The sequence below is a fragment of the Streptomyces sp. NPDC102258 genome, from assembly GCF_055584685.1.
In genome coordinates this window covers 130076-143313 of the sequence record NZ_JBVJLO010000007.1, presented here as the reverse complement: position 1 = coordinate 143313, position 13238 = coordinate 130076, and the positions used below count along the sequence as shown (strand labels likewise).

Here is a 13238-nt window from a genome sequence, read left to right as displayed (position 1 = left end):
GCTCTCCCGATTGCCCCATTTATCCAGGCGGCAGTCGGGCCATCACCTTGATCAAGGGATCGGACCCGATCCTACAAAGCGAATTACGCGGATTCACCCGCGATCAGTTCCGAGATCTGCGTGGCATTCAATGCGGCCCCTTTGCGCAGGTTGTCCGCGCACACGAAGAACTCCAGCGCGCACGCGTCGTCGAGCGAGGCCCGCACCCGGCCCACCCACGCCGGATCCGTCCCGGCCGCGTCCACGGGCGTCGGGAACTCCCCCGCCGCCGGATCGTCCACGAGGACCACCCCGGGCGCCGCCTCCAGGATCTCCCGGGCGTGCCCGGCGGTCACCTCCCGCTCGAAGCGCGCCCGCACGGTCAGCGAATGCCCGGTCAGCACGGGCACTTGTACGCAGGTCACCGCGACGGGCAGCGACTCCAGCCCGAGGATCCGCCGGGTCTGCGCCCGTACGGCCAGCTCGTGCGAGGACCAGCCGCCCTCGCGCAGCTCCCCGGACCAGGGCACCACGTTCAGCGCGAGCGGAGCCGCGAAGGGGCCGGTGTCCTCGCCGACGGCCCGGCGCACGTCCCCGGGGTGTTCCCCGAGGGAGGTCCCGGCGACCAGCGAGAGCTGCCGGCGCAGTGCCTCGGCGCCGGCCCGGCCCGCCGCACTGGCGGCCTGGTACGAGGAAACGGCCAGCTCGGCCAGCCCGTACTCGGCGTGCAGCGCGCCCACGGCGGCGATCATCGCGGCGGTCACGCAGTCCGGGCCCGCCACGATCCCGCGCGGCCGGTTCCGTACGGCACCGGCGTTCACCTCGGGCACCACCAGGGGCACCTCGGGGTCCTCCCGGAACGCGGCGGACTGGTCCACCACGACGGCGCCGCGCGCGGTCACGACGGGAGCCCAGCGCGCGGACACCTCCGCCGGGGTCAGGAAAAGCGCGACGTCGCCCGCGCCGAAGCCGTCGAAGGCGTCCTCGGTGAGGGCGAGCACCTCGGTCGACTCTCCGCGCACGGCCAGCAGGCGGCCGGCCGACCGCGGTGAGGCGATCAGGCGGATGTCGCCCCAGATGTCCGCCCGCTGGGACAGGATCGGGAGCAGGACCGTGCCGACGGCTCCGGTCGCCCCGACCACGGCGAGCGCCGGGCCGGAGGACCGGGGCGCCGTCATCGTCCGGTGCCTCCGTAGACGACGGCCTCGTCGCTGTCGGAGTCGAGCCCGAAGGCGGAGTGCACGGCGCGGACGGCCTCGTTGACGTCGTCCTGGCGGGTGACGACCGAGATGCGGATCTCGGAGGTCGAGATCAGCTCGATGTTCACGCCCGCGTCGGACAGCGCCTGGAAGAAGGAGGCGGTGACGCCCGGGTTCGTCTTCATGCCCGCGCCGACCAGGGAGATCTTGCCGATCTGGTCGTCGTAGCGCAGCGAGTCGAAGTCGATCTGGGCCTTCGCCTTCTCCAGGGCGTCGATGGCCTTGTGGCCCTCGGCCTTGGGGAGGGTGAAGGAGATGTCCGTCAGCCCCGTGGAGGCCGCCGACACGTTCTGGACGATCATGTCGATGTTGATCTCGGCGTCCGCGATGGCGCGGAAGATCGCCGCGGCCTCGCCCGGCTTGTCCGGAACGCCGACGACGGTGATCTTGGCTTCGGAGACGTCGTGGGCGACTCCGGAGATGATGGCGTGCTCCACCTGCTCGTCCCCTTGTGAAACGTTGGGATTCTCGTTGCTGACCCAGGTGCCCGGCAGCCCGGAGAAGGACGAGCGCACGTGGATCGGGATGTTGTAACGGCGGGCGTACTCGACACAGCGGTGGAGCAGCACCTTGGAACCGGACGCGGCCAGTTCCAGCATGTCCTCGGAGGAGATCCACTCGATCTTCCGGGCCTTCTTCACGACGCGGGGGTCCGCGGTGAAGACGCCGTCGACATCGGTGTAGATCTCGCAGACCTCGGCGTCCAGCGCCGCGGCGAGCGCCACGGCGGTGGTGTCCGAGCCGCCCCGGCCCAGGGTGGTGATGTCCTTGGAGTCCGCGGACACCCCCTGGAAACCGGCGACGATGGCGATGTTGCCCTCGTCCAGCGCGGTGCGGATCCGGCCCGGCGTCACATCGATGATGCGCGCTTTGTTGTGGACCGAGTCGGTGATCACGCCTGCCTGGCTGCCGGTGAACGACTGGGCCTCGTGGCCCAGGTTTTTGATCGCCATGGCCAGCAGGGCCATGGAGATCCGCTCTCCGGCGGTCAGCAGCATGTCGAATTCGCGCCCGGCAGGCATCGGGGATACCTGCTCGGCGAGATCGATCAGCTCGTCCGTCGTGTCGCCCATCGCGGAAACCACGACGACCACCTGGTGGCCGTTCTTCTTGGCATCCACGATCCGCTTGGCGACGCGCTTGATGCCCTCGGCATCGGCTACGGAGGAGCCTCCGTACTTCTGCACGACAAGGCCCACGTGCGCTCCTCGCTCGGTCCGTCTCATTGCTGGTGCAGTGTAACGAGCGGTCGCGATCCGACCGCCTCGTACCACATCATGAGACGAAAAGATCAGCGCTCCGGTTGCCGCACGGGCGGCGGCGGAGCTACTTGCGGCCGATCTGGCCGAGCTCCTCCGCCATCACCAGTCCGGCCTGCTCCGCGAGCTCGTCCTCGGCCACGTCCTCGTCCGTGTCCAGGCCGTCCAGGGCGGCGAGGGGCTGGTCGAGGCGGACGTGCGCGATCAGCGACTGGAGGGCGCGCAGGGTCGCCGAGGCCGTCGGACCCCAGTTGGTGAAGTACGAGAACTGCCACCACCACAGCGCCTCGGTGATGCGGCCCGCCTGGTGGTGGATGAGGCCGTGGCGCAGGTCGGCGACCACGTCGGCGAGGTCGTCGGAGATGCGGTGCGCGACCGGGGCCTTGCGCGGCTCGTACGGGTCGAAGACCTCGGAGTAGACGTCGACCGGCTCCAGCATGACCGCGAAGCGCTCGCGCAGGTCGTCCACGTCCGGCTCCGGGCCAAGGTCGGGCTCGTAGCGCTCGTCGGGCAGGACGTCCTGGTACGCGCCCAGCCGGCCGCCCGCCAGCAGCAGCTGGGACACCTCCAGGAGGAGGAAGGGCACCGCGCTGTCCGGGTCCTCCCCCTTGGCCACCTCGGTGACCGCGACGAGGAAGGACTCGATCTGGTCCGCGATCGACGCGGCGAAGTCGTCCGGATCCTGTCCCAGGGCGTGCAGCGTTGCGTCAGACATCGAGAAGTCGCCTTCCTTCAAAGGCCCGCCCGAGCGTGACCTCGTCCGCGTACTCCAGATCTCCCCCGACGGGGAGCCCGCTGGCCAGGCGGGTGACCTTCAGGCCCATGGGCTTGATCATGCGGGCGAGGTAGGTCGCGGTCGCCTCGCCCTCCAGGTTCGGGTCGGTCGCGAGGATCAGCTCGGTGACCGTACCGTCCGCCAGCCGCGCCAGCAGCTCGCGGATCCGCAGGTCGTCCGGGCCGACGCCCTCGATCGGGCTGATCGCCCCGCCCAGGACGTGGTACTTGCCCCGGAACTCGCGGGTCCGCTCGACCGCGACGACGTCCTTCGGCTCCTCGACCACGCAGATGACCGTGGTGTCGCGCCGGGGGTCGCGGCAGATCCCGCACCGCTCCTCCTGCGCGACGTTCCCGCACACCGCGCAGAACCGGACCTTGTCCTTGACCTCCAGCAGCGCGTGCGCGAGGCGGCGGACGTCGGTGGGCTCGGCCTGCAGGATGTGGAAGGCGATCCGCTGCGCGCTCTTGGGCCCGACGCCGGGCAGCCTGCCCAGTTCGTCGATCAGGTCCTGGACCACGCCTTCGTACAACGGACTGCCTTCTCTCTCTGGATCTTGTGTGCGGGGGCTGGATCTTGTGTGCGGGGGCGGTACTGGAGCCGGAAAAAACGGAGCCGTACTAGAACGGCAGGCCGGGGATGCCGCTGCCGCCGCCCAGGCCCTGGGCCAGCGGGCCCAGCTTCTCCTGCTGGAGGGCCTGCGCGTTCTCGTTGGCCGCCTGGACCGCCGCGACCACCAGGTCGGCGAGGGTCTCGGTGTCCTCCGGGTCCACGGCCTTCGGGTCGATCACCAGCGCCCGGAGCTCACCGGAACCGGTGACGGTCGCCTTCACCAGACCGCCTCCGGCCTGGCCCTCGACCTCCGCCAGCGCCAGTTCCTCCTGCGCCGCGGCGAGGTCCTGCTGCATCTTCTGGGCCTGCTGGAGCAGCTGCTGCATGTTGGGCTGGCCACCACCGGGAATCACAGGTACTCACTCCTACATCACGTACGTCAGACGACGACCTTCGGGAACGCTCGGTCAATCCGAGCCTACGTGCTCCCCGGGCGGCGCGCCCTACGCCGGGAGGACCAACTCTTTCGAGTGAGAGACACGGCGTGCGCGTACCTGCTGGAGCCGTCCGTGCGGGCGGAAAACCCGGGATTCGTTGTCCATCGCGTGTCATTCGAAGGTAGGAAGAGCATGCGCATCATTGCGCACACGCGCACCACGAGACGTCAGCGCAGGCAGAGGGAGTGCCGGGTGAGTCAGCCGGAGATGCAGCCCGAGGGGCCACCCCGGGATCCCGCAGAGGACGGCGACGGCGACCTGACCGGCCGGCCGTTCCCGCTCGGGGACTGGGGCGAACCCGCCGAGCGGCTCGACGAGCTCTACCGGCGGGTGGAGGCCGACGCGCTGCGCACCGCCGAGTGGTACTTCTCCGACCGGGCGTGGAAGCGCCGGGGTGCGCGGATCCTGCGGGCGGGCGCGGCCGTGGGCGCCGTCACGGGGGCGGCGATGCCACTGCTGGAGCTGACCGGGTCGGCGCGGGGCGCGGCCTCGTACGGGTACCTCGCGCTGCTGCTGGCCGCCGCCTGTCTGGCCTGCGACCGGTTCTTCGGGCTGACCTCGGGCTGGATGCGCGACGTCGCCACCGCCCAGGCGGTGCAGCGGCGCCTGCAGACCCTCCAGTTCGACTGGGCCTCGGAGAACGTACGGGAGGTGCTCGGGCCGACGGAGGGCACGGCGAGCGAGGCCGCGGAGCGCTGCCTGACGGTGCTGCGCCGGTTCTCGGAGGACGTCACGGAGCTCGTGCGCTCCGAGACCGCCGACTGGATGGTGGAATTCCGCGCGGGTCCGACGCCGCTGGTGATGCAGTCCCTGGGCGGCACCGCGGCCCGCCCGGACCCCGGCTTCCCCCCGGCCCGCTTCCCCCTGCCCCCGGGGACCCGGCCGAACATGCCCCGCCAGCGGCCTCCGGAGCAGCCGCGCTGAGCGGGGTGCCGCCGAGCGACGGCACCCCGTACTCCCCCCTCGTACGCCGTCCCCGTACCTCAGCTGAAGATGATCATCGAGCCCTGGCCGAGGCTGCGCGTGGCCGCCGCGTGCAGGCCGAGCCACACGTGCCGCTCCCGCGCGAAGGGGCTCGCGTCGTACGGGATCGGCCCGGCGGGCTCCTCCGGCGACGTCGGTCTCCCCGGCGGCGCGGGCGCGGCCGGCGGGTTCCCCGGGTCTATCCCGATCGCGGGAGCCACGAGGGCCAGCTCCCGCAGCAGCCCCTGCGCCGATCCCAGCGGCCCGCCCCCGGCGAGCAGCTCCTCGTTGGCCAGCGGAGCCGTGAAGTCCACCGGGACGTACGCCCCGGCGTGGTCGTAGTGCCACACCAGGTGCGACTGCTGCGCCGTCGGCTCGAACATCTCCAGCAGCTGCTCGTAGTCCCCGCCCAGCTCGTCCACCGGCGTCACCGGCAGTCCGCAGATCTGGAGCAGGTACGCCCGGCGCAGGAAGTGCAGGGCGTCGTAGTCGAAGCCGGCGACGGGGGCCACTTCCCCGCTCAGGCCCGGCATGTAAGCGAACACGGGCACCGACGGCAGACCCGCCTCGCCCAGCGCCTTGTCGTACGAGGCGATCTCTTCCGCGAAGGGGTTGTCGGGGCTGTGGCACAGCACGTCGACAAGGGGGACCAGCCACAGATCACAGGCCACGCGGGCTCCGATCAGTCGTTGCCGCCGATCGGGCCAGGGTAATGCGCCGGACACGCTCCGCGAAGGGGTGCGCGGAACCCGTGACCGACGCCGTGATCGACGCCGTGGAGGGGAGGAGGGGGCGGGGCCGGCAGCCGGGCCGGAGGCTTCAGAGTCGGGCGGCCCAGTCCAGCCCGTGCTGGTTGTACGCGCGCACGAGGCGGCGTACCTCGTCGGTGTCGGCCAGCGTCACGGCTTCCACCAGCTCGTTGTGCCCGTCCCAGAGCGTGGTCCGCAGCTCGGGCACACCCTGGAGGTGCGGGACGGAGAAGACCCAGCACTGCACCCGGATGCGGTGCAGGAACTCCGAGATGTACGTGTTGCCGACCAGCCCGCTGAGCTCCCGCCAGAACCTCAGGTCGTAGCCGATCAGCACTTCCAGCGAACCGCTGCGCGCGGCCCGCCGGGCCTCCTCGGCCCGGCGGCGCACCGAGACCAGCAGCTCGGCCGCCCCGGGGGCGACCCCGCGTTCGACGAGCCGGCGGAAGATCCCGTCCAGGATCACGGTCCGGGCCTCGATCATGCCGCGGAAGTCGTCGACGGTGTACGTCCGCACCCGGAAGCCCCGGTGCTGCACGGACTCCAGCAGCCCCTGGGCCGAGAGGTCGACGAGCGCCTCGCGCACCGGGGTCGCGGAGACCTCGTACTGCTCGGCGATCTGCTTGACCGTGAACTCGGTCCCCGGCGGCAGACGACCCGCGAGCACCTCGTCGCGCAGCGCGTCCGCGATCTGCTGGCGAAGTGTGTTGCGGGTGACAGCTCCGCTTCCGCTGCCTGGCATAGGGGTCCGTCTCCTCCGTAGATCTTCGGACACCTTAGGCCAGGCAGCGCGGCTGAAACCGAACGGTTTCCCGGTCGTTATGCGGAGGCACCGACCGTTATGCGGACGAGGCGGTACCCGCTAGCCGCCCGTGGTGTGGCGGTCGGCCACCGTCAGCGCCTCGTCGAGGAGCGCCAGACCCTCCTTGGCCTCGGCTTCCGTGACCGTGCAGGGCGGGACGACGTGCGTCCGGTTCATGTTGACGAAGGGCCACAGGCCGGAGGCCTTGCAGGCCGCGGTGAATTCGGCCATCGGCGCGTTCGCGGCGCCCGAGGCGTTGTACGGGACGAGGGGCTCGCGCGTCTCCTTGTCCCGTACGAGTTCCAGGGCCCAGAAGACCCCGAGCCCGCGGACCTCGCCGACGGAGGGGTGCCGTTCGGCGATCTCGGCCAGGCCCGGGGCGATCACCTGCGCGCCGATGCGGGCGGCGTTGCCCACGATGTCCTCCTCCTCCATCGCGTTCATCGTCGCGACGGCGGCGGCGCAGGCCAGCGGGTGGCCGGAGTAGGTCAGTCCGCCCGGGTAGGGGCGGGTGGCGAAGGTCTCGGCGATGGCGGCGGAGATGGCGACGCCGCCGAGCGGTACGTAACCGCTGTTCACGCCCTTGGCGAAGGTGATCAGGTCGGGAGTGACGTCCCAGTGCTCGGCGGCGAACCACGTGCCGGTGCGGCCGAAGCCGGACATGACCTCGTCGAGGATGAAGACGATGCCGTGGCGGTCGCAGAGCTCGCGCACGCCGGCGAGGTAGCCGGGCGGCGGGGTCATGATGCCGGCCGTGCCCGGCACCGACTCCAGGATGATCGCGGCGACGGTCTGCGGGCCCTCGAAGGCGAGGGTGTCGGCGAGGTGGGCGAGGGCGCGCTCGCACTCCTCGGCCTCGGTGGTGGAGTGGAAGGGCGAGCGGTAGAGGAACGGGCCCCAGAAGTGCACGACGCCGGCGGAGGCGGTGTCCGAGGGCCAGCGGCGCGGGTCGCCGGTCAGGTTGATCGCGGCGGAGGTGGCGCCGTGGTACGAGCGGTACGTGGACAGCACCTTCTGGCGGCCGGTGTGCAGCCGGGCCATCCGGACGGCGTTCTCCACGGCCTCGGCGCCGCCGTTGGTGAAGAAGATCTTGTCCAGGTCGCCGGGGGTGCGCTCGGCGATGAGGCGTGCGGCCTCGGAGCGGACGTCCACGGCGAAGCCGGGCGCGAGGGTGCAGAGCCGGGCGGCCTGCTCCTGCACGGCGGCGACCACCTTGGGGTGCTGGTGGCCGATGTTGGTGTTGACCAGCTGGGAGGAGAAGTCGAGGAAGCGGTTCCCGTCGTAGTCCCAGAAGTACGAGCCCTCGGCCCCGGCGACGGGCAGGGGGTCGATCAGGGCCTGGGCGGACCACGAGTGGAAGACGTGAGCGCGGTCGGCGGCCTTGACGGTCGCGCCGGCGCCGGTGACATGAGGGGTCATGCCGTCACGCTAGAAGTGCGCAGGTCGGAAGGGATATCGGCGGACTGTATGGGGGTGGGCTCCGGCCCTCGGCAGTCTGTCGGCCGCCGGGGCGGTTGCACCCGGATGGCCGTTGACGGGGTGCGGGAGGGATGACAGCCTGCTGTCATCTGCTGCACCGCTGTACCGCTGCCCGGCTGTCATCTGCTGCACTGCCGCACCGCTGCCCCGCTGCCCCGCTGCCCTGCTGCCCTGCTGCCCTGCTTACGGAGGCGAGCACCATGAGCGAGAACCCGCCCAAACCCGTCCACCTCACCGTCTACGACACGTACGCGGACGCCGCGAAGGCCCGCGCGTGCCTGGCGGCCGGGGTGCCGGTCGCGGCCATCTGCGGAGCCACCGCCGGTCGCGCCCGCGAGGGCCTGCTCGACGGGCGCGCGCACACCAGCGGGGCCGCCGGCTATCTGGCGCACCAGCCCGGGTACGGGGGCGCCGGGCGGTACGTGGAGGCCGACGCCGTGACGGACGGCGACCTGATCACGGCGGGGCCGACCCAGCCGGTGGCCTTCGCCCGCGAGGTGTTCGCGCGGCTCGGCGTCTACGACCCGGAGGTGCTGGACGCGTGGTACCGGCTCTTCCACGACTCGGACGCGAGCGCTTTCCCGGTCCTGATGGCGGCGGCGGAGGCCGGGCGTGCCTGACGGGGCCGGTCCGGAGCGGCCGCCGCTCTCGCCGCGCGAACGGCAGGACCTGCTGAGCCGTACCGCGCTCGGCGTCTTCCGGCTCAACGGCCAGTTCCTCGGCGTCTCGGAGGAACTGGCCCGTCCGGCCGGGCTGACGGCGGCGTGGTGGCAGGTGCTCGGCGCGGTGCTGCGCGAGCCGCTGCCCGTGGCGGGCATCGCCCGGGCCATGGGGATCACCCGGCAGAGCGTGCAGCGGGTGGCGGACCTGCTGGCCGCCAAGGGCCTCGCGGAGTACGCCCCGAATCCCGTGCACCGGCGTGCGAAGCTGCTGCGCCCGACGCCGCGGGGGCGCGCCGCGGTCGCCCGCATCGACCCCGCGCACGCCGCGCTGGCGACCCGTCTGGCCGCCGAACTCGGTGACGAGGACTTCGCCGAAACGGCCCGCGTGCTGACCCGCCTCGGCGCGGCCCTCACCGCGATCGCCGACGGCACCGATCGATTGTGTCGAAGTCAATAAGCCTGCGAGCAGAGCTTGTTACGTGCGAGAAGCCCGTCGCACACTGCGGCACATGGAGCCGTTGAAGGTAGTGGCACGACTGTGGGAGCGGATCGGGGCACGCGACTGGGCCGGCGTGGCCGGGCTCATCGCCGAGGACGCCGTCATCGAATGGCCGGTCAGCGGCGAGCGCATCGTGGGCCGGGCCAACTTCCTCGCCGTGCTCCGCGACGAGGGCGAGGCTCCGGACTCCTCCGTTTTCCTCGGCGAAAGACCCCTCGGCACGGTCGAGGTGCTGCGCATCCTCGCGGACGGGGACCTCGTCGTCACCGAGGTGGAGATACCCGAGGAACACGTCCTCTACCGGGCCGTTTCCCTGTGGACCGTGCGCGACGGGGAGATCGCCGGTGCGCGGGAGTACTGGACGAGCCCTGGACAGGACCCCGCGCCCCGCTGGAGAGCCGGTTACGTCGAGCCGCTGGTGGCAGACTGAGCCCCGTGCTCACGCAACTCGCCGCGGCGACCGGCGTCCTAGGCCTGCTCACCCTCGTCCCCGGCCCGGACATGGCCGTCGTCACCCGGCGGGCCGTCTCGCGCGGGCGGGCCGACGGGCTGCGCACGGTCGGCGGGATCGCCGCCGGTCTGCTGCTCTGGGGCGCCCTGACCGTCGCCGGGCTCGCGGCGCTGCTCGCCGCCTCGGCCGAGGTGTACCTGGTGGTCAGACTCGCGGGGGCGGCGTACCTGTGCTTCCTCGGCGTCCAGTCCCTGCGCCGCCCGGGCGGTGGCCCCGACGCGGAAGGCCCGGATGCAGGTGGCGGTGGCGGTGGCGCCTGGCGCACCGGGCTGGTGAGCAACGCCCTCAACCCGAAGATCGCCGTGTTCTACACCGGCCTCCTCCCCACCCTCGCGCCGCCGGGCCTGCGCCCGGCGGCGGGGATGGCGCTCCTGGTCGTGGTCCACGTCCTGCTGACGCTGCTCTGGCTGGGGACGTACGTGTACGTGCTCACGCGCGCCCGGCAGTTCTTCGCGCGGCCGCGCGTGCGGCGGGCGATGGACCGGGTGACGGGGATCGTCCTGATCGGGTTCGGAGTGCGCGTGGCGACGTCCACGGCGTAGCTCCGCGGGGGAGGCGGGGGCTACCCGAGGAGGGCTTCGAGTTCCTGCGCGATCGCGGCGCGCAGTGCGTCGTGCCGGGGCGCCAGGGCGTGGCGGTCGCCGCGCCAGCACTCCTCGTCCTCGTAGAGCCACACCGGCATCCGGACGAGGTCGTCGGGCTCCCAGTCGTAGCGGGGCCAGATGTGGGCGTGGAGGTAGGGGTCGGTGTTGCCCAGGATCTCGATGTTCACGCGGCGGAAGGCCGGATCGAGGCGGGCGCAGGCGCGCTCGACGGCTTCGGCGAGCCGCTCCAGGTCGGTGAGGTAGGCGATCCGGCGTGCGGGGGGCAGGTCGGAGAGCCGGGTCACGGCGGGGTCGTCGGTCAGCAGCACCGCGTACCCGGGCAGGAACTGCCGGTCCCCGATCGCCGCGAAACCCGCGTCGAGGCGGCGCAGGACGGTGGGGTTCTCGCCGCGGTGCGCGCTGCCTATGCGGTCGTGTCGCCAGTCGGTGGTCGCGTTCATCCCGCGACCCTAATGCGGGGGCTGGGCTGGAGGGTTGGCGGGCGCGGGCCGGGGGCCGGCACCCGCTCCGGCGGTCTTCGCCGTGTTCGCGTACGAGACGGGGCTGGTCCGTCCGGCGGGCTACTGAGGGGGTCGCGTAGTACTTGCGGGGGACCCCCGGACATCCCCTTCGGAGGCGACGCGGACCACGAGAGCGGCGGCCTACGGTGTGGACATGACCGAGACGATCAGCGGGACCGCGAGCCGGCCGCCCGAAGTACGGATGGCTTCGGGCGTGCTCCGGAGCCTGCGAGACGACCTGCTCACCGACGCCTTCGCCTACCGGCCGCTCGGACCGATGCGGACGGACGGTCCGCTGACCCGGCGGCTGCCGCGGCGGATGCGCGCCTCGGCGGCCTACCTGCCGCACGGGGTGGTGCTGGCCACGGCCTTCTTCGTGTTCCTGCTCGCGGGGGCCGGCGGGCTGGGGGGCGTACCCCCGGTCGAGGGCGCGCTGGCGGGGCTGGTGGCCGCGGTGCCGGTGATCATGACGCTGGTGCGGCCCCTGGGAGCGTTCTGGCTGGCGGTGGCGGCCACCGCCGTGCTCGCGGTGATCCACCCCCGGGAGTTCAGCTGGCCCTGGTCGCCGGCCACCTTCGTCGCCTACCTCGCCGTGCTGGTGTTCGTCGCGCTGCGGACCAGGCCCCGGGTGGCCGGGGGGATGTGGGTCGTCACCGTGCTGTTCGGGACGGCCGTACAGGTCCTGACCGGGGCGCGCGACTCGGGCAGTGTCGCGCCGATGGCGGCCGCGTCGGCGGTGGCGCTGCTCCTGGTGACGGTCCGCAACACCCGTCGGGAGGCGAAGCAGGAGGTCACCGCGCAGCTGGAGGTCACGGCCTTCGAACGGGACCGGCGGACGCTGCTGGAGGAGCGGACGACCATCGCGCGGGAGCTGCACGACGTGGTCGCGCACCACATGTCGGTGGTGGCGATCCAGGCGGAGGCGGCTCCGTACCGGGTGAAGAATCCGCCGCCGGAGCTGGAGGCGGCGTTCGTCACCATCCGGGAGAACGCGGTGGCGGCGCTGACGGAGCTGCGCCGGGTGCTGGGCGTGGTGCGGTCCGCGGACTACGAGGCGCCGGACGCGCCGCAGCCGACGCTGGCCTCCCTGGACGGGCTGCTGGCCAATGTGCGGGAGGCCGGGCTGAGCGTGGAGAAGACCGTGACGGGTGCGGTGCGCGAGCTGCCGCAGGGGGTGGAGCTGTCGGCGTACCGGATCGTGCAGGAGGCGCTGAGCAACACCCTGCGGCACGCGCCGGGGGCGGCGGCCGGGGTCGAGGTGTCGTACGTGCTGGGAGGGCTGGGGATACGGGTGGTCAACGGTCCGGCCGTCGGGGACGTGCGCCCCTCGCCGGGTGCCGGGCACGGGATCACGGGGATGCGGGAGCGGGTGGCCATGCTGGAGGGGGAGATGACGGCCGGGGAGGACGAGTCGGGCGGGTACGAGGTGGCCGTGTTCATACCGGTGCCCGGCCGCGCGCGGGCGGAGGGGGACCGGGCATGACGATCAGGGTGCTGATCGTCGACGACCAGATGATGGTCCGCGAGGGGTTCTCCGTCCTGCTGAACGCGATGGAGGGCATCGAGGTGGTCGGCGAGGCCGTCGACGGCCGGCAGGCCATCGCGCGGGTGGCGGCCCTGCGGCCGGACGTGGTGCTGATGGACATCCGGATGCCGGAGATGAACGGCCTGGAGGCGACGCGGCAGATCGTGGCGGCGGACACGGACGCGAAGGTGCTGGTCCTGACGACCTTCGACCTCGACGAGTACGTGTACCAGGCGCTGCGGGCGGGGGCTTCGGGGTTCCTGCTGAAGGACGCCTCGGCCCGGCAGCTGGCGGAGGGGGTGCGGGTGGTGGCGGCCGGGGAGGCGCTGTTGGCGCCCTCGGTGACGAAGCGTCTGATCGTGGAGTTCTCGAAGCTGGCGCAGGCCTCGCGGGTGGCGGATCCGGCGGGGGTGACGGAGCTGACGGAGCGGGAGACGGAGGTGCTGGTGCTGATCGCGCAGGGCCTGTCCAACGCGGAGATGGCCGACCGGCTGCTGGTGGCGGAGTCCACGATCAAGACGCACGTGAGCCGGATCCTGGTGAAACTGGGGCTGCGGGACCGGACGCAAGCGGCGGTGTTCGCCTACGAGACGCGGCTGGTGACGCCGGGTTAGGCGCGGGC

At 72.2% G+C, this 13238-nt stretch carries 15 protein-coding genes and 1 pseudogene; 7 read left to right on the top strand and 9 right to left on the bottom strand.

The genetic code is table 11. The features are described from left to right. Nucleotides 1–83: 83 nt before the first annotated feature. From ACZ6ZT_RS14400 to ACZ6ZT_RS14380, 5 genes are all read right to left on the bottom strand, one after another. Nucleotides 84–1157 (bottom strand): aspartate-semialdehyde dehydrogenase, encoded by a 1074-nt coding sequence (locus ACZ6ZT_RS14400; protein WP_469719383.1) that lies wholly within the window; start codon nucleotides 1155–1157, stop codon nucleotides 84–86. Further along, entirely contained in the window at nucleotides 1154–2437 is a 1284-nt protein-coding gene (locus ACZ6ZT_RS14395; protein ID WP_469719380.1) for an aspartate kinase, read from the bottom strand. Before ACZ6ZT_RS14395 ends, ACZ6ZT_RS14400 begins: the two co-directional genes overlap by 4 nt. A gap of 127 nt (nucleotides 2438–2564) precedes the next feature. After that, nucleotides 2565–3212, bottom strand: coding sequence for a DUF5063 domain-containing protein (locus ACZ6ZT_RS14390; protein WP_469719378.1), 648 nt, complete (start codon nucleotides 3210–3212; stop codon nucleotides 2565–2567). Further along, nucleotides 3205–3804 (bottom strand): recombination mediator RecR, encoded by a 600-nt coding sequence (gene recR / locus ACZ6ZT_RS14385; RefSeq protein ID WP_469719376.1) that lies wholly within the window; start codon nucleotides 3802–3804, stop codon nucleotides 3205–3207. Before recR ends, ACZ6ZT_RS14390 begins: the two co-directional genes overlap by 8 nt. 88 nt (nucleotides 3805–3892) lie before the next feature. Then, on the bottom strand, nucleotides 3893–4237 hold the full coding sequence (locus ACZ6ZT_RS14380) for a YbaB/EbfC family nucleoid-associated protein (RefSeq protein ID WP_469719374.1): 345 nt from the start codon (nucleotides 4235–4237) through the stop codon (nucleotides 3893–3895). Between the two features lie 276 nt (nucleotides 4238–4513). On the opposite strand from ACZ6ZT_RS14380, the gene ACZ6ZT_RS14375 reads away from it, so the two are divergent. Then, nucleotides 4514–5245 carry an SLATT domain-containing protein gene (locus ACZ6ZT_RS14375; RefSeq protein ID WP_469719370.1) on the top strand — a complete coding sequence of 244 codons (732 nt, stop codon included), beginning with the start codon at nucleotides 4514–4516 and terminating at the stop codon, nucleotides 5243–5245. A 59-nt stretch (nucleotides 5246–5304) separates the two neighbouring features. On the opposite strand, the gene ACZ6ZT_RS14370 is transcribed toward ACZ6ZT_RS14375, so the two are convergent. The 3 genes from ACZ6ZT_RS14370 to ACZ6ZT_RS14360 all read right to left on the bottom strand — a co-directional run bounded on the left by ACZ6ZT_RS14370 (nucleotide 5305) and on the right by ACZ6ZT_RS14360 (nucleotide 8254). Continuing rightward, a complete protein-coding gene (locus ACZ6ZT_RS14370) occupies nucleotides 5305–5955 on the bottom strand; it encodes a hypothetical protein (protein WP_469719368.1) in 651 nt (216 codons plus the stop codon). A gap of 148 nt (nucleotides 5956–6103) precedes the next feature. After that, nucleotides 6104–6775, bottom strand: coding sequence for a GntR family transcriptional regulator (locus ACZ6ZT_RS14365; protein WP_469719366.1), 672 nt, complete (start codon nucleotides 6773–6775; stop codon nucleotides 6104–6106). 120 nt (nucleotides 6776–6895) lie between these two features. Then, nucleotides 6896–8254: an aminotransferase class III-fold pyridoxal phosphate-dependent enzyme gene (locus tag ACZ6ZT_RS14360; RefSeq protein ID WP_469719364.1), complete on the bottom strand. Its 1359-nt coding sequence runs from the start codon at nucleotides 8252–8254 to the stop codon at nucleotides 6896–6898. Between the two features lie 317 nt (nucleotides 8255–8571). Here ACZ6ZT_RS14360 and ACZ6ZT_RS14355 point away from each other — a divergent pair. The 4 genes and pseudogenes from ACZ6ZT_RS14355 to ACZ6ZT_RS14340 all read left to right on the top strand — a co-directional run. After that, nucleotides 8572–8934 (top strand): annotated as a pseudogene (locus ACZ6ZT_RS14355) (DJ-1/PfpI family protein); the annotation flags it as partial. Then, on the top strand, nucleotides 8927–9433 hold the full coding sequence (locus ACZ6ZT_RS14350; RefSeq protein ID WP_469719362.1) for a MarR family winged helix-turn-helix transcriptional regulator: 507 nt from the start codon (nucleotides 8927–8929) through the stop codon (nucleotides 9431–9433). The pseudogene ACZ6ZT_RS14355 and the gene ACZ6ZT_RS14350, both read left to right, overlap by 8 nt. A 52-nt stretch (nucleotides 9434–9485) precedes the next feature. Then, on the top strand, nucleotides 9486–9905 hold the full coding sequence (locus ACZ6ZT_RS14345) for a nuclear transport factor 2 family protein (protein WP_469719360.1): 420 nt from the start codon (nucleotides 9486–9488) through the stop codon (nucleotides 9903–9905). Nucleotides 9906–9910: 5 nt separating this feature from the next. Then, nucleotides 9911–10528: a LysE family translocator gene (locus ACZ6ZT_RS14340; RefSeq protein WP_469719358.1), complete on the top strand. Its 618-nt coding sequence runs from the start codon at nucleotides 9911–9913 to the stop codon at nucleotides 10526–10528. Between the two features lie 20 nt (nucleotides 10529–10548). On the opposite strand, the gene ACZ6ZT_RS14335 is transcribed toward ACZ6ZT_RS14340, so the two are convergent. Continuing rightward, the gene (locus ACZ6ZT_RS14335) at nucleotides 10549–11031 is read right to left on the bottom strand and encodes an HIT family protein (protein WP_469719356.1); all 483 of its coding nucleotides are present in this window, start codon (nucleotides 11029–11031) and stop codon (nucleotides 10549–10551) included. A gap of 214 nt (nucleotides 11032–11245) precedes the next feature. Here ACZ6ZT_RS14335 and ACZ6ZT_RS14330 point away from each other — a divergent pair, with 214 nt between their 5' ends. Continuing rightward, nucleotides 11246–12574: a sensor histidine kinase gene (locus ACZ6ZT_RS14330; protein ID WP_469719354.1), complete on the top strand. Its 1329-nt coding sequence runs from the start codon at nucleotides 11246–11248 to the stop codon at nucleotides 12572–12574. Continuing rightward, on the top strand, nucleotides 12571–13230 hold the full coding sequence (locus tag ACZ6ZT_RS14325; protein WP_469719352.1) for a response regulator: 660 nt from the start codon (nucleotides 12571–12573) through the stop codon (nucleotides 13228–13230). Before ACZ6ZT_RS14330 ends, ACZ6ZT_RS14325 begins: the two co-directional genes overlap by 4 nt. The last annotated feature ends 8 nt before the right edge of the window (nucleotides 13231–13238 follow it).